This is a genomic window from Streptomyces sp. NPDC047525, assembly GCF_040643025.1.
Taxonomy (GTDB): Bacteria; Actinomycetota; Actinomycetes; order Streptomycetales; family Streptomycetaceae; genus Streptomyces; species Streptomyces durmitorensis.
Map to the genome: position 1 here is coordinate 195,214 of NZ_JBEYTL010000003.1, position 18,739 is coordinate 213,952.

The following is an 18,739-nucleotide window of genomic DNA, read 5'->3' on the forward strand; positions in this document are numbered from 1 at the left end:
ACGTCACCCGCGGTTTCCGGAGACCGTTTCACGGGCGGCGCGGATGGACTCCTTCAGGGAGCCCATGGTGGCGAGGACGGCGGTCGGCTCGTAGCCGCAGTGCGCCATGCAGTTGGCGCACCGCGGGTCCTTGCCGCGGCCGTACTTGCTCCAGTCGGTCTCCTCGATGAGCTCCTTGTACGTGGGGACGTACCCGTCGCTCATCAGATAGCAGGGGCGCTGCCAGCCGAAGAGCGAGTAGTTCGGGATCGCCCACGCGGTGCACGGGAAGTCCGCCTTGCCCTCCAGGAAGTCGAGGAACAGCGGCGAGTGGTTCAGGCGCCAGCGCCGCCTGTTGCCGCCCGCGAAGGCCTTCTTGAAGAGCTCGCGGGTCTGCTCGACGCCCAGGAAGTGCTCCTGGTCCGGCGCCTTCTCGTAGGCGTAGGCGGGTGACAGCATCATCTCGTCGACTTCCAGCTCGTCGTTGAGGAAGTTGAGGACCTCGATGATGTTCTGCGGCGTGTCGTTGCTGAAGAAGGTGGAGTTGGTGGTCACCCGGAAACCGCTCCTCTTGGCTTCCTTGATGGCCTCCACCGCCTCGTCGAACACCCCCTCCTTCGCGACGGATTCGTCGTGCCGCTCCCGCATTCCGTCGATGTGCACGGCGAACGCGAAGTACGGGGAGGGCGTGAACTTCTCCAGCTTCTTGCGCAGCAGCATGGCGTTGGTGCAGAGGAAGACGTACTTCTTCTTCGCCACCAACTGGCGCACGATCTCGTCGATGTGAGGGTGCATCAGCGGTTCGCCACCGGCGATGGACACCATCGGCGCACCGGATTCGAGCACGGCGCCCACGGCCTGGGCCACCGGCATGCGCTGCTTGAGCACTCCGGCCGGGTGCTGGATCTTTCCGCATCCCTCGCACGCGAGATTGCACGCGAAGAGCGGCTCCAACTCGACGATCAGCGGAAACTTCTCCCGCTTGCGGAGCTTCTGTTCAAAGAGATACGTCGCGACCTTGATGGTCTGGCGCAGCGGCATGGCCATCTGGCTCACCTCCGGGGGAGCAAAGAAGAACGGTGCCATTCGAAAAATGCAGGAAGCACGGCACGAAGAACGCGGAAAGCCGATATTCCACCGCGCACCGTGCCGATGCGGACGAGTTCGTGCTGTGGGGCGTCCACGACCACCCGGACGGCGGCAACCGGCCGGTCTCCCGCCCGCATCGCGCTGTGCAGCGTCGCGGCGGACTCCATGTCCACCGCGATCGCTCCCGTGGCGAGCAGGTCGGTGCGTTCGTGTCCGCGGACGACGTGGTCGGAGCCGATGAGCGGGCCGGTGTGCACGGTGCGGCCGGGCACGGCGCGCACCAGTTCCTTGACCAGCAGATCGGTGCCGACGCAGGTCGTGTGGCCGTGTGCGTCGCGGGTCTGCTCGGCGACGACGAGGTCGCCGGGGTGCATGCCGGGGGCGAGCCCGGCACAGAAGCCGGTGGCCACGACGGCGGCGTGGCGCAGCGGTTCCTTGCCGAGCGCGCCGGTGACGGCGCGCTCGGCGTTCTTGGGGCCCATGCCCGTACGGAGCACGGTGACCTGCCCGTGCGAGCCCGTGCGGTCGCCCGTGCACAGGGCGAGGCGTTCGATGCCGAGCGCGCAGGCGATCAGCAGCGGTGCGGGGTCCGGCACGGCCGGGGTCCGTTCCATCAACCCCCCTTGGCGGAGAGGCCCGCGAACGGCTCTCCGTTGACGTACCGGCCAAGGGCGGTGAGCGGGAACACCTGGCGGTAGAGGTGGTAGTTGATGGAGAAGTCCCAGGGGAAGCCGGTGCCGGTGAAGTACGGCTCGTCCCAGGAGCCGTCGTCCCGCTGCGTCTCGGCGAGCCAGAGCGCGCCCCGTTCCACGGCCTTGGAGTCCCGCTCGCCGGCCGCGAGCAGCGCGAGCAGCGCCCAGGCGGTCTGCGAGGCGGTGGAGACGCCGTGGCCCCGCCACTCCTCGTAGCGGTAGGAGCGCAGGTCCTCGCCCCAGCCGCCGTCGTCGTTCTGCACCGACTCCAGCCAGTCGACGGCGCGGCGCAGCGCGGGGTGCGAGCCCGGCAGGCCTGCCGCGGTGAGCGCGGGCACCACGGACCCTGTCCCGTATACGTAGTTGACGCCCCAGCGGCCGAACCACGAGCCGTCCGCCTCCTGTTCGGCGAGCAGCCACTCGATGCCGCGCCGGGTGCGCGGGTCGTGTGCCTTGCCCTCGATGGCGAGCATCTCGACGACGTGTCCGGTGACGTCGGCCGACGGCGGGTCGATGACCTCGCCGAAGTCGCAGAACGGCAGCCGGTTGGGGAACGGGCTCGTGTTGTCGGCGTCGAAGGCGGCCCAGGCGCCGTTCTTGGACTGCATGCCCAGGTTCCAGCGCACGCCGCGGGCGATCGCGTTCTCCATGCGCGGGCGGTCCGGGTGGTCGACGCGGCGCAGCGCCAGGACGACCTCCGCGGTGTCGTCGATGTCGGGGTAGTTGTCGTTGTGGAACTCGAACGCCCAGCCGCCCGGGGCCAGTTGCGGCCTGCGTACGGACCAGTCGCCGGGGCGCACGATCTCCTCGCCGAGCATCCAGTCGGCGGCCTTGACGAGCTGCGGGTGGTCGGCGGGCACGCCCGCGTCGGCGAGCGCGATGGTCGCCAGGCAGGTGTCCCAGACGGGCGACTGACACGCCTCGATCATCCGGGCGCCGTCCTCGCGCCAGACCGCGAACCGGTCGAGCGATTCAAGGCCTGCCTTGAGGACCGGGTGTTCCAGGTCGTAGCCGAGCAGGTGCAGCGCGATCACGGAGTAGACGGCGGGCGGCTGGATGCCGCCCCAGCAGCCGTCGTTCTCCTGGCGTTCGATGATCCAGCGAGCGGCGCTGTTCATCGCCGCCTTGCGCACTTTGCGCGGGGCGACCTTGTGGTAGAGGTGCAGCGCCTTGTCGAGCCGCTGGAAGACGCCGTCCCAACTCCCCATGGGAGCAAGGGGCTTGCCCGGGTTCGGTACGCGTGCGTCGCAGTGCAGCTCGTCAAGGGGGAAGGGCGCGGGCCGTACCGGGCGCTTGGCGGAGACGACCGTGAGCGGCACGATCGTCTGCCGGGCCCAGCACCCGAAGTCGTAGATGTTGAGGGGAAGCCACTTGGGGAAGTAGATGAGCTCCGGCGGGAGTTCGGGAAGGTCGTCCCACTTCCACCAGCCGAACAGGGCGAGCCAGATGCGGGTGAAGACCCGGCTCTCGGCGATGCCGCCCTGGTCACGGATCCAGGCGGAGGCCTTCGCCATGTGCGGGTCGTCCGGCGCGTCGCCCGCGAGACGCAGCGCCACGTACGCCTCGATGGTGGTGGAGAGTTCGCCGGGGCCGCCGTAGAAGGTGGCCCAGGTCCCGTCCTCGCGCTGCTCGCCGCGGATGAAGAGCGCGGCGGCGCGGGTGGTCTTCTCGTCCCGGATTCCGAGGAACTGACGGAGCAGCAGGTCTTCGGCGTCCATCGTCACGTTCGTGTCGAGGTCACCTTTCCACCAGCCCTGGGCGTCCTGCTGTGCGAGCAGGAATGCGGTGGAGCGTTGTATGGCGCGCGTGGCGGCGTCGAGCGGCCCTGGTGCCGTCGCGGCGGCCTGGTCGAGTGGCTGGCTGGCCGAGGCTGCGCGGGGCGTCACCGCTCCGGTGCTTCCGTCGGTCGTCGCTGTCATGGCTTCCCCTTCGTGCAGTCGTCTTCTCTGCTGTGGGTCCGCCGTCGGCCGACGCGCTGGGCGCCGGCCGGCGACTGCGAGTCATATCTGCCCGATAGTGATCATCTCTTTCGTACGACGACGAAGTCGGCGAGCGCGACGAGCTGTGCCCGCACCCGGTCCGGCATCTGGACGGTGTCGAGCGCCTCGATGGCGATGGTGTGCTGGCGCCGGGCCTCCTCGGCGGTCCACTCGCGGCCGCCCGCCTGCTCGATCAGGGCGGCGCGTGCGGCGAACTCCTCCTCGGAGAAGCTGTCGAAGTCGTTGCTCTTGGCGTCGGCCGCGAGCAGCTCGCCGAGCTGCTCGGACGCGGGCCCGCCCGCGGCGAGGGCGGCCACGACCGGCAGTGACTTCTTGCGCTGGCGAAGGTCGCTCCAGGTCTGCTTTCCGGTGGCCTCCGGGTCGCCCCAGATGCCGAGCAGATCGTCCACGGCCTGGAAGGCGAGGCCGAGGTGGTAGCCGTACTTCTCCAGGGTGTCGGCGGTGCGGTCGTCCGCGCCGCCGAGGACCGCGCCGATGGAGACCGCGCAGGCGAGCAGGGCGCCGGTCTTGTTGCCCTCCATCTCCAGGCACTCCTCGACGGTGACCCGCTCGCGGTGCTCGTAGGAGATGTCCTGCGCCTGGCCGTCGATCAGGGCGCGGGTCGCGGTGGTCAGGCGGCGCGTGGCGCGGCCCGCCTCGACGGTGCCGATCTCCAGGAGGATCTCGTTGGCGAGCGCGAAGAGTGCGTCGCCGACGAGGATGGCCTGGGCCGGGCCGTGCACCTTCCACACCGTGTCGCGGTGGCGGCGCTGTTCGTCGCCGTCCATCAGGTCGTCGTGCAGCAACGAGAAGTTGTGCACCAGTTCGACGGCGACAGCCCCCGGTACGCCGACCTCCGGAGCGGCGCCCGCGGCCTCCGCGGAGAGCAGGGCGAGCGCGGGGCGCACGGCCTTGCCGCCGTCGCCGTCCGACGGGTTGCCCTCGGCGTCGATCCAGCCGAAGTGGTAGGCGGCGACGGTGTCCATGGGCGGCGCGAGGCGGTCCACGGCGGACCGCAGCACCGGGGTGGCCAGCGTCCTTCCGCGCTCGAGCAGTGAGGTCACGTCCACCGTGTCGGCAGCCGATTCGGCCGAGGGCACAGTCGGCACAGTCTCTCCTCTTGTTCCGGTGCTGGATTTCTGGGGACCTGACCCCAGAAGGTCGAGCATCACGCGGCCTCCTCGACGTCGAAGAGGTGGTCACGGGGGCGGTCGAGTGCACGGAGAGCTGCGTCGGCGGCACTGATGCCGCTGCGGACGGCGCTCTCCATGGTCGCGGGCCACCCGGTGGCGGTCCACGCCCCGGCCAGGTACAGGCCGGGAGCCTTGGTGCGAGCACCGGGCCGCAGCCGGCCCACACCGGGAGTCGGCGCGAACGTGGCCGTGCGCTCCCGAGTCACGAAGAAGTCCCTCACTTCGGCGCCGTGTGCCGCGGGCAGCAGCCGCTCCAGCTCCGGCAGATAGCGCTCGCGCAGCGCGGCGACGGGCGCGTCGATCTCGTCCTGGGCGGCGGACTGGGACAGCGCGAGGTACTGCCCGTCGGTGAGCCCGGAGGCGTCGGTGCGGTCGAAGACCCACTGCACCGGCGAGCCGATGGCCGCGAAGAAGGGCCGCTTGAGCACCTTGCGGTCGTACACGACGTGGATGTTGAGGATCGGCGCGGTGTCGATGTCGAGCAGCCGGTCGGGCTCGTCGAGGACACCGTCCGGGAGCAGGTCGTGGGTCTCGTGCTGCGGCACCGCGAGCACGACGGTGTCGGCGGCGAATTCCTCGCCGGGAACTTCGACCTTCCAACCCCCGTTCTCCGTACGGGAGATGGAGGTGACTCGTGTCCTCAGTTCGGTTCGCACGCCCGCGGAGTCGAGCGCCTTGCGGGCGAGCGTGTCATGGAGATCACCGAGGGGCACCCGGGCCCAGCCGATGTCGGCGGCGCCCGGCTCCGAGAGCAGCCCGGTCTTGAACACCATCGCGGCCAGACCCAGCGACGAGTCCCCCGCGACGGCGTTCAGCGTGGCCACGCCGACCAGGTCCCACAGGGCCTCGATCGCGCGCGCCGACTGACCGTGCGCGGCGAGCCAGCTGCCGAAGTCCTGGCCGTCCAGCTTGGGGTCGGCCGGGTCGAGTCCCTTGAGGGCGAGCGCGGCGCGCCCCACGTTGGCGCGCTCCGCGAGCGACAGGTGCGGATACGTGGCGAGGCTCGCCGCCAGGTGCAGCGGCACGGGCAGCGCGGTGCGGCGCAGGCGGCCGAGCCGGTTGCGGTCCGCGTCGAGCACGGGCACGTCGAGACGTTCCTGCAAGGGTGCGAGGGCGGCGCCGTCGACTCGGTCGAGGAACCAGCGGTAGGCGGTGCAGCAGCGCAGATAGACGTGCTGGCCGTTGTCCACGGTCAGCTCGCCGCGCTTGAAGGAGAAGGCCAGCCCGCCCAGGCGCGGCCGTCCTTCGAGCAGCGTCACGCGCAGCCCCGCGTCGGCGAGGGACAGCGCCGCGGTGATGCCGGCGAGACCCCCGCCGACCACCACGGCGGCCCCCCGGCCCGCATGGCCGTCGGCCTCGCCGGCCGATCGCATGTCGTCGTCGCTCATGCTCTCTCCCCCTCGGCCGTTGCAGTCTGGGACGCCGGGGCGGAGCGGAGGGTTGCCCACCGGTTGCAGGAGGTTGCCCTACGTTCGGCGCATTCGCCGCGGATGCCCATCACGTACGCCTCCTGACGGTCTGTCGGGAGATGGTGCGTGCGTCGAGACCGGAGAGACCGCGCACGGCGACATACGCCTTTTCGCGGCCCGGCAGCGAGACGCGACCGCGCAGGACCGCCTCCGGCTCGCGCTCGATGCGGTCGAGAAGCCGCCGGTAGATGCCCGCCATGGCGGCGACACAGGCCCCGCTGCGCCGGTCGAGCATCGGCAGCAGGCGGTATCCCTCGGCGAACAGCGCCCGCGCCCTGCGCACCTCGAAGTGCACGAGCCCGGCGAAGTCGGAACCGGCGGGCGGCTGCGGGCCCGAGAACCCGGCGGAGCAGCCGAACTTGGCGAGGTCGTCGGCGGGCAGGTAGGTGCGCCCGCCCTCCGCGTCCTCGCGAACGTCGCGCAGGATGTTGGTGAGTTGGAGCGCGAGACCGAGCGTGTCGGCATACTCCGGCGCGCGCTCGACGTTCAGCGCCCCCCGCTCCGTACCGAACACGCCGAGGGAGAGCCGCCCGATGGCCCCCGCCACGCACCGGCAGTAGACCTTGAGGTCCTCCCACGTCTCGTACGTCTCACCGCGGACGTCCATCAGGACACCGTCGATCAGCTCGTCGAGCCCGCCGAGCGGGACAGGGAAGTGCGTCGCGGTATGCGCGAGCGCGACCGCCACCGGGTCGGTGTCGTCCTCGTCCACCTCGCCCTTGCGGATCCGGGCGAGCAGCGCCCGGGTCTCGTCGAGGCGCTCGGCCTTGACGTCCGGCGCGAGCGCGCCGTCGCCGATGTCGTCCACGCGCCTGGAGAGGGCGTAGAGCGCCGACATCGCGCGGCGCTTGGGCATCGGCAGCAGCCTGATGCCGTACGCGAAATTGCGTGCCTGCTGTCCGGTCACGGCCTCGCAGTAGCTGTATGCGGCGAGTACCGGCGCGGACACGTTCGGGCCTGACTCCACGGTCCGGCTCACCCCTCTCCTCGCAGAACCGCCCCCACCTCGCGCAGCAATCGCGACTTGGTGGGTTTCGGCGGTCCAGGAAGTACGTCGTATCCGGCAGCGGCGATCCCATGAACCGCCGCCCTCCCCCCAGCCACGAAGCCCGCAAGCAGCACCTTCAGCCTGCCGTGGACGCTACCCACCAGGGGGGTGCCTTCATTCAGGAGGCAGCGGGCGCGTTCTGCTTCATATGCAACCAGTGCGCGCACCGACGCGCCTGCTGTCGGTGCGGCGAGATCCCGCTCCTGGACATGAAACCGCTTCATGTCCTCGGCCGGCAGGTAGATGCGGTCCCGTCCCAGATCCTCGGCGACGTCCTGCAGGTGCTCGACGATCTGAAGGGCGGTGCACACCGCGTCCGAGCGGCGGATCCGCTCCGGGGTCGCGGTGCCGGTGATGCCGAGGACGAGACGGCCCACGGGGTTCGCGGACAGCTCGCAGTAGGCGAGGAGGTCGTCGTACGTCTCGTAGCGCGCGACGCGCTGGTCCTGGCGGTTGGCCTCGATCAGGCCGAGGAAGGGCTCGGGCGTGAGGCCGCAGCGGCGCACGGTGGGCTGGAGCGCCCGCATCAGGGGGTGCAGCGGTGTGGCGTCGAAGACCCGGTGCAGGTCGGCCTCGAAGGCGTCGAGAAGGGCGATGCGGTCGTCGGCGGCCTCGGGGTCCACACCGAGATACCGGGCGTCGGCGCCGCCGGGGGCCAGGTCGCCGTCGCCGATGTCGTCCACCAGGCGGGCGTAGCCGTACACGGCCATGAGGTCGTCGCGCCAGGCGCGGGGCAGGAAGAAGGGCGCCACCGGGAAGTTCTCGTCCGCGGCCTTCGCGAGGACGGCGGATGCGTCGCGTAGCTGGAGATCATCCGTAGCCATTGCCGTCACATCTCCCGTTCTACACTGCCGACCCAATACATCCCATTTCGGACACGCCGCCCGGCACTCCGCGAGGCGGACCGAGTCATGAGCCGGGGCGCCGCGCGATATCGCCCCACTTGCCGCGAATCAGCACCGGTACAGCTTACGTTGTACAACGCAGCCTGCATCGTCGGGGTGTTCCGCGCATCACAACAACACACCGATTGGCGTCAATCTTCCCTGGGCCAGAGGGACTTGAGGGGCCACCGGGGCAGTCGAAGACTCAGGACGCAGCAGGGCCCCACCGGGTTGACTCCGGTGGGGCCCTGACACATTCGGACGTACGGACGGGCTACTTGCCCGTGAACTTCTCGTACTCCTTGATGACCTCGTCGGTCGGCCCGTCCATGCGCAGCTCACCGCGTTCGAGCCACAGCACGCGGTCACAGGTGTCACGGATGGACTTGTTGTTGTGACTGACCAGGAAGACCGTGCCGGCCTCCTTGCGCAGCTCGCGGATGCGGGCCTCGGAGCGCTTCTGGAACTTCCGGTCGCCGGTCGCGAGCGCCTCGTCGATCATCAGTACGTCGTGATCCTTGGCGGCGGCGATGGAGAAGCGCAGGCGGGCGGCCATGCCGGAGGAGTACGTCCGCATGGGGAGCGTGATGAAGTCGCCCTTCTCGTTGATCCCCGAGAAGTCGACGATGTCCTGGTAGCGCTCCCTGATCTGCTCGCGCGTCATGCCCATCGCGAGCCCGCCGAGTATGACGTTGCGCTCGCCGGTCAGGTCGTTCATCAGGGCCGCGTTCACGCCGAGCAGCGAGGGCTGGCCGTCGGTGTAGACCTTGCCCTGCTCGGCGGGCAGCAGGCCCGCGATGGCGCGGAGCAGGGTCGACTTGCCGGAGCCGTTCGAGCCGATCAGGCCGATGGCCTCGCCGCGGTAGGAGGTGAAGCTGACGCCGCGCACGGCGTGCACCTTGCGTACGCCGCGCTCCTCGCCGCGCCTGATGATGCGGCTCAGCGCGGACGTGGCGCTGCCCTTGCCCGTCTTCGCGCCGTTGACGCGGTAGACGATGTGCAGCTCGTCGGCGATGACAGTGGGGATGTGCGTCCTGTCGGGCTTGTCTGCGCTGTTGTCGTCAGCCACGGCCGTACCTCTCCTCAGCCTTCCAGAAGTACACGAACCCGACCACGCCGAACAGGACCGCCCAGCCGGCGGCGATGAACCACACGTGCTCGGGCAGGTACGAGCTGCCGTAGTCGTCGATCATGGCGAAGCGGATCAGGTCCATGTACACGGCGGCCGGGTTCCACTGGAGCACGTCCCCCACCCAGCTCGGCACGCTCTCCTTGGTCGCGAGCATCGCGGGGATGCTGAACATGACGCCCGACGCGTACATCCAGGTCCGCATCACGAACGGCATCAGCTGCGCCAGGTCGGGCGTCTTGCTGCCCATCCGGGCGAAGATCAGCGCCAGGCCCATGTTGAACAGGAACTGCAGGAGCAGCGCGGGCAGGACCAGGAACCAGGACAGGGCGGGGAAGATCCCGAACGCGCACATGATGATGACGAGCACGATCATCGAGAACAGCAGCTGCTGGAGCTGCTGGAGCGCGAAGGAGATCGGCAGCGAGGCCCGCGGGAAGTGCAGGGCCCTGACCAGGCCGAGGTTGCCGGAGATCGCCCGTACGCCCGCCATGACCGAGCTCTGCGTGAACGTGAAGACGAAGACACCGGTCACGAGGAACGGCACGTAGATGTGGTGCGGAATGCCCTCCCTCGCGCCGAGCAGCAGTCCGAAGATGAAGAAGTAGACCGCGGCGTTCAGGAGCGGCGTCGCCACCTGCCACAGCTGGCCCAGCTTGGCCTGGCTGTACTGGGCGGTCAGCTTCGCCTGCGAGAAGGCGAGGATGAAGTGGCGCCGTCCCCAGAGCTGGTGGACGTACTCGAAAAGTCCGGGCCGCGCGCCGCTGACGGTCAGACCGTACTTGGCGGCGAGATCGGCCCGGGAGAGCCCGTCATCGGGCGACGGAGGCGCGGTCACCGCGACTCCGCCGTCATGCGTTGTCTCACTCACGAGTGGAAACTTTCGTCTTCAGATGCGCAGCCGGTCGGGCGTAGGCGTGGGCCAGGGACCGGGGTATGGCCCAGATGTTCTCAGACCCGAGCTTGTCAGATGACAGGAGGTCGGCCCAGTCGGGTCAGGCGCCACACCGTACGCCACCTCATCGGCCGGCGAGGTCCGCAGGGCGTCGTCCAGCCCTCCTTGAACCCGCCGAACCAGGCCTTGAGCGCGGGGCCCGAAGGCTTCCTGGCCAGGGTCAGGAGCATCCACACACCAAGGTAGACCGGCACCAGGAGCGCGGGCAGGTTGCGGCGTGCGAGCCAGACCCGGTTGCGGGCGACCATCCGGTGGTAGACCGCGTGCCGCGACGGGGCGGTCGTCGGGTGGAAGAGCACCATGTCGGCGCGGTAGTCGATCATCCAGCCCGCGTTCAGCGCACGCCAGGCGAGGTCGGTCTCCTCGTGGGCGTAGAAGAACTCGTCGGGCAGACCGCCGACCTCGGCCATGACCTGCGTACGGACGGCATTGGCGCCGCCGAGGAAGGTCGTCACGCGCGATGAGCGCATCGGGTCGGCCGCGCGAAGGCGCGGGACGTGGCGACGCTGGGTCTCGCCCGTGTCCGGGTCGGCGATGCGGAAGCTGATGATGCCGAGCTTCGGGTCGGCCGCGAAGGCCTCGCGGCACAGCTGGGCCGTGTCCGTGTTGGCAAGGAGGCCGTCGTCGTCGAGGAAGAGGAGGATGTCCACGTCGGTGCCGCCGGGGCCGAAGGCCTCGATGCCGACGTTGCGGCCGCCCGGGATGCCGAGGTTCTCGGGCAGCTCGACGGTGCGTACGCCTTCGGGGACGTCGGGCACGGGGGCGCCGTTGCCGACGACCACCACCTCGACCGGGTCACCGTCCTGCTTGGCGACCGAGTCGAGAAGGGCGCGCAGCTCCTGCGGCCGGTTGCCCATGGTGATGATGACCGCGCCGACCTTCAGGGGCCGGCTCCCCGCCGCACTCACTTCAGCCTGCTCGAGGCGAGGATGGACACGAGGTGCAGCAGGGTCTGGAGCATCGCGATGCCGGCGAGTACGGCGACACCGATCCGCGAGAAGAGCAGGTCGCCCCGGACCGAGTCCACGATCGCGAGGACCAGGATGAGCAGGGACGCCTCGATGCCGAGCACGAGCCGGTGGAACTTCAGGGCGCCCGCGGCCCTGCGCGCCAGGGCCATGCCGGAGGAGCGCGGCTCGGAGGCCGACTCCTTGACCGGCGCGAGGCCCTGCTGGTGACGGGCGACGCCGACGAGGTCGGTCTCCGCCTTGATCAGGATGGCGCCGAGCGCGGCGAGCGTGCCGAGGAAGGCCCACAGCCAGTCGATGCGGCCCGAGCCCCACAGGTCGGCGGCGCGCAGGCCGAAGCCGACGAGGACCGCGGCGTCGCACAGGTAGGCGGCGACCCGGTCCAGGTAGACCCCGGCCATGGAGTACTGCTTGCGCCAGCGTGCGATCTCGCCGTCGACGCAGTCGAGCAGGAGATACAGCTGGACCATGATCACGCCGAGCACGGCGCCCGTGATCCCCGGCACCAGAAGGGCCGGGGCGGCGAGGGCGCCTGCCACGGTCATCAGGTACGTGAGCTGGTTGGGCGTGATCCTGGTGTTCACCAGGTAGCGGTCGCAGCGCAGCGAGATCTCTCGCATGTACAGGCGTCCCGCCCAGTGCTCACCGCTGCGCCGGTCCTTCACCCCTGCGGGGTGAACGACGGGGCGGAGTTCAGCTACCGATGGCCTTGGCATAGTCGGCGTATGCGTCCTTGATCTGGTCGGAATTCAGATTGAGGTGCTCGAGGATCGTGTAGCGCCCGGGGCGCGTCTGCGGGGCGTACTCCACGACCTGGACGAACTCGTCCACGGTGAAGCCGATCTCCTCCGGCGTCACGGGGAGGCCGTGCCTGCGCAGCACCTCCACCATGTACAGCGACTCCTCGCGTGCTCCGCGCAGGAACATCGCGAAGGCCGCGCCCAGGCCGCACTGCTCGCCGTGGCTCGCGGCGCGCTTGGGGAAGAGGAGGTCGAAGGCGTGGTTGATCTCGTGGCAGGCGCCGGACGCCGGGCGGGAGTCGCCCGACACGGACATCGCGATGCCGGTGAGGACCAGACCCTCGGCGAGGACCTGCAGGAAGGCGTCGTCGCCGACACCGCCGGGGTGGCGCAGGACGGCTTCGCCGGCCTGGCGCGCCATGGCGGCCGCGAGCCCGTCGATGTCCTCGCCGCGCTCGCGCGCGGCCAGCTCCCAGTCCGCGATCGCGGAGATGTTGGACAGGGCGTCGCCGATGCCGGAGCGCACGAAGCGCACGGGGGCCTCACGGATCACATCGAGGTCGATGACGACCGCGATGGGGTTCGGCACTCCGTACGAGCCGCGGCCCGCGTCGTTGTCGAGCGTGGCGACCGGCGAGCACAGACCGTCGTGCGACAGGTTCGTCGCGACGGCGACCAGCGGCGCGCCGACCCGCGCGGCGGCGAACTTGGCGCAGTCGATGATCTTGCCGCCACCGAGGCCGACGACCGCGTCGTAGCGGCCCTTCTTGATGGCGTCGGCGAGCTTGATGGCGTCGTCGAGCGTGCCGCCGCCCACCTCGAACCACTCGGCGGTGGGCAGCGACGGTTCGAGCCGCTGACGGAGGACCGCGCCGGAGCCGCCGCTGATGGCGATGGCGAGCTTGCCGGTTGACGAGCAGATCCGCTGGTCCGCGAGGACACCGGCCAGGTCGTTGAGCGCCCCCGGCCGGATGTCCACGACGACCGGCGAGGGGATGAGCCTCGTCAGTACTGGCACGCGATCTCCCGGCCCTTGGCGAGGTCGTCGTGGTTGTCGATCTCGACCCACTTGACGTCGCCGATCGGCTCCACGTCGATCCTGAAGCCGCGGTTGACGAGCTCCTGGTAGCCGTCCTCGTAGTAGAGGTCGGGGTCGCGCTCGAAGGTCGTCTTCAGGGCGTCGGCCAGCTGCTCGGCGGCGTCGCCCTCGATGAGCGTGACACCGATGTACTCACCGGTGGCGGTCGCCGGGTCCATCAGCTTGGTGATCTTCTGGACGCCCTTCTCGGGGTCCACGATGACCTTCATCTCCTCGTCGGCGAGGTTCTTCACCGTGTCGAGGGCGAGGATGATCTTCTTGCCCTCGCCGCGGGCGGCGAGCAGCGTCTTCTCGACGGAGACGGGGTGCACGGTGTCGCCGTTGGCGAGGATCACGGTGTGCTTGATCGCGTCACGACCGCACCAGAGGGAGTAGGCGTTGTTCCACTCCTCGGCCTTGTCGTTGTCGATCAGCGTGAGCTTGAGGCCGTACTTCGCCTCGAGCTCCGCCTTGCGGTCGTAGACCGCCTCCTTCTTGTAACCGACGATGATCGCGACCTCGGTCAGACCGATCTCCGCAAAGTTGCCGAGGGTCAGGTCGAGGATGGTGGTGTCACCGTCGACCGGCACCAGGGCCTTGGGAAGCGTGTCGGTGTAGGGGCGAAGACGCCGTCCGGCGCCGGCCGCCAGCACAAGGCCGATCATGCGGGTTCTCCTTCATCGTGTACGGCGGGTGCTCCACGTTTGTGAGCGGTCACCCAGTAGCGGATGCTCTCGACGAGCACCACGAGTGCCACGGCCACGGCGAGGGCCGTGAGCGCGACGGTGAAATCTGTGTCGGTGAGCAGAGCGGCGGCGAGCGCGACGGCCAGCGTCCTGCCCTCATGTCCGCCGATCGCCCGCACCAGCCAGTGCGGCGGCGCGCCTGCGTCGCCGCGGATGCGGTACACCGTGTCGTAGTGATGGTAGGCGACAGCGGACACCAGTCCGAAAGCCGCGGGCAAGGCGCCGTTCACGTCCGCCTTGGCGGCGAGCAGCAGGATGGTGCCGTACTCGGCCGCGCGGAAGAACGGCGGGACCAGCCAGTCGAGCGCGCCCTTGAGGGGGCGGGCGACGGCGAGACCCGAAGTGATGACGTAGATCACCGCGGCGACGACCACCCACGGGCTGCCGTACGACGTGAACCCCGCCACGCAGGCGACCACTGCCCCGCCGGCGAAGGCGAGGACCGGGGCGGGCAGGGACAGGCCTCCGAGCTTGAGCGCCGCGAAGGCGGACGCGAGCGGTCCGGTGTCGGCGAGGTCCGCGAGTGCCTGTGCGGCGCGGTCGGTGCGGGTCGCCTTGCGGGTCAGCGAGCGCAGGACGCGCCCCGCCGTGGTGTAGCAGGCGGCGAGCGCGCAGCCGATGAGCAGGACGACCAGGGTGATGCGCGGCGTGGTGACCGCGGTGAGCACGGCGATCAGCGCCCAGCGCTCACCGATCGGAAGGACGATCATCCGGCGCAGCCAGACCGTCCAGCCGACGCTGTCGAGCTTGTCCGAGAGGGCCGCGGTGGGGCTGGTGTTGGCGGTCGCGTCGTGGTTCGCCTCGTTGAAGGAGAAGTCCACGACGTGCCGGCAGGTCTGGAGGACCATCGCGCCGAGCGCGAGCGCCCATACGTCGTCGCCGCCGCGGGCCGCGCCGAGCGCGAGGCCCGCGTAATAGGCGTACTCCTTGGCGCGGTCGAACGTCGCGTCCAGCCAGGCGCCGAGCGTCGAGTACTGCAGGGAGTATCGGGCGAGCTGCCCGTCCGTGCAGTCGAGGACGAAGGAGAAGAGCAGAAGGAGGCCGGCCGCGACGAAGCCGGGGCGGGTGCCGGTGGCCGCGCAGCCCGCCGCGATCAGGGCGACGAGCAGCGAGGCGGTGGTGACCTGGTTCGGGGTGAGGCCGCGGCGCGCGCACCAGCGGGCGATGTAGCGCGAGTAGGGGGAGATGCAGTACGTCGTGAAGAAGCCGTCCCGCGACTTGACGGCGGTCCGCAGGCGTACGGCCTCGTCATCGACGGCGGCGACGGCCTGCCGTGCCTCGTTCCGCGTCTGCGGGTCGCTGGGCACGGTGGCGACGAGGGTGCCGAGGTCGGGGCGGTGGAGCGCGCGGCCATCGGCCTCGATCGCCTCGGCCACGTGGTCGGCGATCGCCTCGACCGTCAGGGCGGAGCCGCCGCCGTTGCCGGAGCCTGTGGTGGCGCGCAGCGCGCGCGTCAGGTCCGGTCGGGCCTCGGGCTGCGCGGTGACGGCGCCGGGGACTGCGGACGCGGCGAAGCGCGGGTCCGTCAGACCGAGGCGGAGCGCGTGGACGTGGCCCACGAAGCGTGCGTCGACGATCGCGACCCGCTGGCCTTCGGGGACGGCGCGCAGCAGCGTCTCGGTGTCCGCCGCGTCGGAGGCGACCCGGACGTCAAACCCCAGGGACCGCAGATCGCCTTCGAGCGGCGACCCGGGGACCGGCTGACCGGTCAGGATGGCGGTCGACAGACGAACTCACTCCTTGATTGCCGGCGCGGCTCGCGCCGGGCACGTGCGTGATGAGGGGCGCCCCAGGCCGGCAGCGGCCGGGCGGCACGTCGGCAGAGGCTATCGGATGATGGGAAGCAGGCGTTCACCGCCCGTTTACGGCCCGATAAGCACGGCCTGCGAGAGCCCGTGCCAACTCGATCATCATGGTCGATCGGAGGCGGCGCCCACAAACCGCACTTCATTCGACCGGCACAAACGACATAAAGTCGACGCCCATGACATGGATGATCACAGGTGGAGCGGGATATATCGGGGCACATGTGGCGCGGGCGATGGCCGGCGCCGGGGAGCGGGTCGTCGTCCTCGATGACATCTCGGCCGGGGTGCCCGCACGGCTTCCCGCGGACATCCCTCTCATTAGGGGCTCATCGCTCGACGGTGAGCTGCTGCGGCGGCTCTTCGCCGAGCACGGCGTGACGGGTGTGGTGCATCTCGCGGCGCGCAAGCAGGTCGGCGAGTCCGTGGAGCAGCCGCTGCGCTACTACCGGGAGAACGTCGGCGGCCTGGTGACGCTGCTCGAAGCGGTCGCCGATGCCGGGATCAAGCGGTTCGTCTTCTCCTCGTCGGCCGCGGTGTACGGGAACCCGCCCGACGTGGACCTGGTGGCGGAGGACACCCCCTGCGTGCCGATCAACCCCTACGGCGAGACGAAGCTCGCCGGGGAGTGGCTGGTGCGGGCCGCCGGGCGGGCGCACGGCATCGCGACCGTGTGCCTGCGCTACTTCAACGTGGCGGGCAGCGCGTCGCCCGAGCTCGCGGACACCGGGGTCTACAACGTGATCCCGATGGTCTTCGACCGGCTCACCCGCGACGAGGCGCCGCGGATCTTCGGCGACGACCACCCGACCCCGGACGGCACGTGCGTCCGCGACTACATCCATGTCGCCGATCTCGCCGACGCCCACCTCGCGGCGGCCCGCCGCGTCCAGGCGCACCCCGAGGGCGACCTGACGGTGAACATCGGCCGCGGCGACGGCGTTTCCGTGCGCGAACTCGTCACGCTCATCGGCGAGGTCTCCGGCGACCGCCGCCCGGCGCTCGTCGAGCCGCGGCGCGAGGGCGACGCCCCGCGCGCCGTCGCGGACGCGGGCCTTGCCGCGAAGGAGCTGGGCTTCACGGCCAGGCGCGGGGTGCGCGAGATGGTCGAATCCGCGTGGGAGGGCTGGTGCCTCCACCATCCCGAGGCGCGCCGCGCCTGAGGCACTCAGCACCGGTCAACGCTCTGACCTGCGGTCATTTCCGCAGGTCAGAGCATATGACAACGGTGTTCAGTGCCGTGTTGCCGGATACCCCCCACCCGTAGTTCACTGTGATCGCGACAGACGCACGACCGGGGAACAGAAGACCGATACCGATCACACGGAGGCGGCTTCCATGGGGGCTGGGCACGACCACGGACACTCACACGGGGGGACCGCGACGGCCGCGTACCGGGGGCGGCTGCGCATCGCGCTCTCGATCACGGTCACCGTCATGGTGGTCGAGATCGTCGGCGGCATCATGGCGGATTCGCTCGCGCTCATCGCGGACGCGACGCACATGGCGACCGACGCCCTTGGCCTGGGCATGGCGCTGCTCGCGATCCAGTTCGCCAATCGCCCGGCGACGGAGAACCGCACCTTCGGCTACGCCCGCGCCGAGATCCTCGCCGCGCTCGCCAACTGCCTTCTGCTGCTCGGCGTCGGCGGCTACGTCCTGTACGAGGCGATCCAGCGGTTCATCACGCCCGCCGAGACCGAGGGCGGACTGACCATCGTCTTCGGCGTCATCGGCCTGGTGGCGAACATGATCTCGCTGTCTCTCCTGATGCGCGGCCAGAAGGACAGCCTGAACGTGCGCGGCGCCTTCCTGGAGGTGATGGCCGACGCGCTCGGCTCCCTGGCGGTGATCGTCGCGGCGGTCCTGATCCTGACCACGGGCTGGCAGGCGGCGGACCCGATCGCCTCGCTCGTGATCGGCCTCATGATCGTGCCGCGTACGGTGAAGCTGCTCCGGGAGACCCTGAACGTGCTCCTGGAGTCCGCCCCGAAGGGCGTCGACATGGCCGAGGTCCGCTCGCACATACTGGATCTGCCGGGCGTCGAGGACGTCCACGACCTGCACGCCTGGACCATCACTTCGGGGATGCCGGTCCTCTCCGCACACGTGGTCGTCAGCACCGAGACACTGAACGCGATCGGCCACGAGAAGATGCTGCACGAGCTGCAGGGATGCCTGGGCGACCACTTCGACGTGGAGCACTGCACCTTCCAGCTGGAGCCGGTCGGCCACGCGGAGCACGAGGCGAAGCTCTGCCACTGACGCCCCTGAGGGTGGCTTCCGGTGGTTCCTTGCGAGCAGCACCGGTCTTGTGCGGCAGACTTGAGGCTCGAAGACCGAAGCGAAGGATGGGTATGCCGACCACACCTGCCACCGCGGCGAACAGTTCGTCGAACGGCACCGGAGAAGCGATCTTGCTGGAACTCGTGGACGAGGACGGCAGGACGATCGGCACAGCGGAGAAACTCTCCGCGCATCAGGCGCCCGGGCAGCTGCACCGGGCGTTCTCCGTTTTCCTCTTCGACGAGCAGGGGCGGCTGTTGCTGCAGCAGCGCGCCCTGGGCAAGTACCACTCCCCCGGCGTCTGGTCGAACACCTGCTGCGGCCACCCGTACCCGGGCGAGGCCCCGTTCGCGGCCGCCGCGCGCCGGACCCACGAGGAGCTGGGTGTCTCGCCCTCACTGCTCGCCGAGGCGGGCACCGTGCGCTACAACCACCCGGACCCCGACTCGGGCCTGGTGGAGCAGGAGTTCAACCATCTCTTCGTGGGGATGGTCCAGTCGCCGCTGCGGCCCGACCCGTCCGAGGTCGGCGAGACCGCGTTCGTGACGGCCGAGGAGCTTGCGGAACGGCACGCGAAGGGGCCGTTCTCCGCGTGGTTCATGACCGTCCTGGACGCGGCGCGCCCCGCGATCCGCGAGCTCACCGGGCCTTCCGCGGGCTGGTGAGTCAACTCCTCATCCGGGAAGTGCCGTTGGGCTG

General features: G+C 70.0%; 17 protein-coding genes. 3 read left to right on the forward strand and 14 right to left on the reverse strand.

From position 1 onward, the window contains the following. Positions 1-3 precede the first annotated feature (3 nt). The 14 genes from hpnH to ABZ833_RS09950 all read right to left on the reverse strand — a co-directional run bounded on the left by hpnH (position 4) and on the right by ABZ833_RS09950 (position 15,676). The gene (hpnH, locus tag ABZ833_RS09885; protein WP_361043584.1) at positions 4-1,026 is read right to left on the reverse strand and encodes an adenosyl-hopene transferase HpnH; all 1,023 of its coding nucleotides are present in this window, start codon (positions 1,024-1,026) and stop codon (positions 4-6) included. A gap of 5 nt (positions 1,027-1,031) precedes the next feature. Then, positions 1,032-1,682: a 1-hydroxy-2-methyl-2-butenyl 4-diphosphate reductase gene (locus tag ABZ833_RS09890; RefSeq protein ID WP_361043586.1), complete on the reverse strand. Its 651-nt coding sequence runs from the start codon at positions 1,680-1,682 to the stop codon at positions 1,032-1,034. After that, positions 1,682-3,679: a squalene--hopene cyclase gene (gene shc, locus ABZ833_RS09895; protein WP_361043589.1), complete on the reverse strand. Its 1,998-nt coding sequence runs from the start codon at positions 3,677-3,679 to the stop codon at positions 1,682-1,684. The genes ABZ833_RS09890 and shc overlap by 1 nt, the downstream gene beginning before the upstream one ends. Positions 3,680-3,780: 101 nt before the next feature. Further along, positions 3,781-4,908: a polyprenyl synthetase family protein gene (locus tag ABZ833_RS09900; protein ID WP_249586464.1), complete on the reverse strand. Its 1,128-nt coding sequence runs from the start codon at positions 4,906-4,908 to the stop codon at positions 3,781-3,783. Further along, on the reverse strand, positions 4,908-6,320 hold the full coding sequence (gene hpnE / locus ABZ833_RS09905) for a hydroxysqualene dehydroxylase HpnE (RefSeq protein ID WP_361043592.1): 1,413 nt from the start codon (positions 6,318-6,320) through the stop codon (positions 4,908-4,910). Before hpnE ends, ABZ833_RS09900 begins: the two co-directional genes overlap by 1 nt. Before the next feature lie 109 nt (positions 6,321-6,429). Next, complete coding sequence (hpnD, locus tag ABZ833_RS09910) at positions 6,430-7,380, reverse strand: presqualene diphosphate synthase HpnD (protein ID WP_361043595.1); 951 nt, start codon at positions 7,378-7,380, stop codon at positions 6,430-6,432. Then, positions 7,377-8,273 carry a squalene synthase HpnC gene (gene hpnC, locus ABZ833_RS09915; RefSeq protein WP_361043598.1) on the reverse strand — a complete coding sequence of 299 codons (897 nt, stop codon included), beginning with the start codon at positions 8,271-8,273 and terminating at the stop codon, positions 7,377-7,379. The genes hpnD and hpnC overlap by 4 nt, the downstream gene beginning before the upstream one ends. Before the next feature lie 334 nt (positions 8,274-8,607). Further along, positions 8,608-9,402, reverse strand: a complete 795-nt coding sequence (locus ABZ833_RS09920) for an ABC transporter ATP-binding protein (protein WP_361043601.1) — start codon at positions 9,400-9,402, stop codon at positions 8,608-8,610. Next, positions 9,395-10,333 (reverse strand): ABC transporter permease, encoded by a 939-nt coding sequence (locus ABZ833_RS09925; RefSeq protein WP_361043604.1) that lies wholly within the window; start codon positions 10,331-10,333, stop codon positions 9,395-9,397. The genes ABZ833_RS09920 and ABZ833_RS09925 overlap by 8 nt, the downstream gene beginning before the upstream one ends. Positions 10,334-10,428: 95 nt before the next feature. Next, positions 10,429-11,301, reverse strand: a complete 873-nt coding sequence (locus ABZ833_RS09930) for a glycosyltransferase (protein WP_249592733.1) — start codon at positions 11,299-11,301, stop codon at positions 10,429-10,431. Between the two features lie 20 nt (positions 11,302-11,321). Further along, on the reverse strand, positions 11,322-12,101 hold the full coding sequence (locus ABZ833_RS09935) for a CDP-alcohol phosphatidyltransferase family protein (protein WP_249586469.1): 780 nt from the start codon (positions 12,099-12,101) through the stop codon (positions 11,322-11,324). Beyond that, on the reverse strand, positions 12,079-13,143 hold the full coding sequence (locus ABZ833_RS09940; protein WP_249586470.1) for an iron-containing alcohol dehydrogenase family protein: 1,065 nt from the start codon (positions 13,141-13,143) through the stop codon (positions 12,079-12,081). The genes ABZ833_RS09935 and ABZ833_RS09940 overlap by 23 nt, the downstream gene beginning before the upstream one ends. Beyond that, positions 13,131-13,868: a phosphocholine cytidylyltransferase family protein gene (locus ABZ833_RS09945; RefSeq protein ID WP_361043609.1), complete on the reverse strand. Its 738-nt coding sequence runs from the start codon at positions 13,866-13,868 to the stop codon at positions 13,131-13,133. Before ABZ833_RS09945 ends, ABZ833_RS09940 begins: the two co-directional genes overlap by 13 nt. Then, positions 13,865-15,676, reverse strand: a complete 1,812-nt coding sequence (locus ABZ833_RS09950; protein WP_361044749.1) for a DUF5941 domain-containing protein — start codon at positions 15,674-15,676, stop codon at positions 13,865-13,867. Before ABZ833_RS09950 ends, ABZ833_RS09945 begins: the two co-directional genes overlap by 4 nt. Before the next feature lie 257 nt (positions 15,677-15,933). Here ABZ833_RS09950 and galE point away from each other — a divergent pair, with 257 nt between their 5' ends. From galE to idi, 3 genes are all read left to right on the forward strand, one after another. Further along, positions 15,934-16,917, forward strand: a complete 984-nt coding sequence (gene galE / locus ABZ833_RS09955) for a UDP-glucose 4-epimerase GalE (RefSeq protein ID WP_361043611.1) — start codon at positions 15,934-15,936, stop codon at positions 16,915-16,917. 175 nt (positions 16,918-17,092) lie between these two features. Next, a complete protein-coding gene (locus ABZ833_RS09960) occupies positions 17,093-18,019 on the forward strand; it encodes a cation diffusion facilitator family transporter (RefSeq protein ID WP_361043614.1) in 927 nt (308 codons plus the stop codon). A 92-nt stretch (positions 18,020-18,111) separates the two neighbouring features. Next, entirely contained in the window at positions 18,112-18,705 is a 594-nt protein-coding gene (idi, locus tag ABZ833_RS09965; protein ID WP_361043616.1) for an isopentenyl-diphosphate Delta-isomerase, read from the forward strand. The last annotated feature ends 34 nt before the right edge of the window (positions 18,706-18,739 follow it).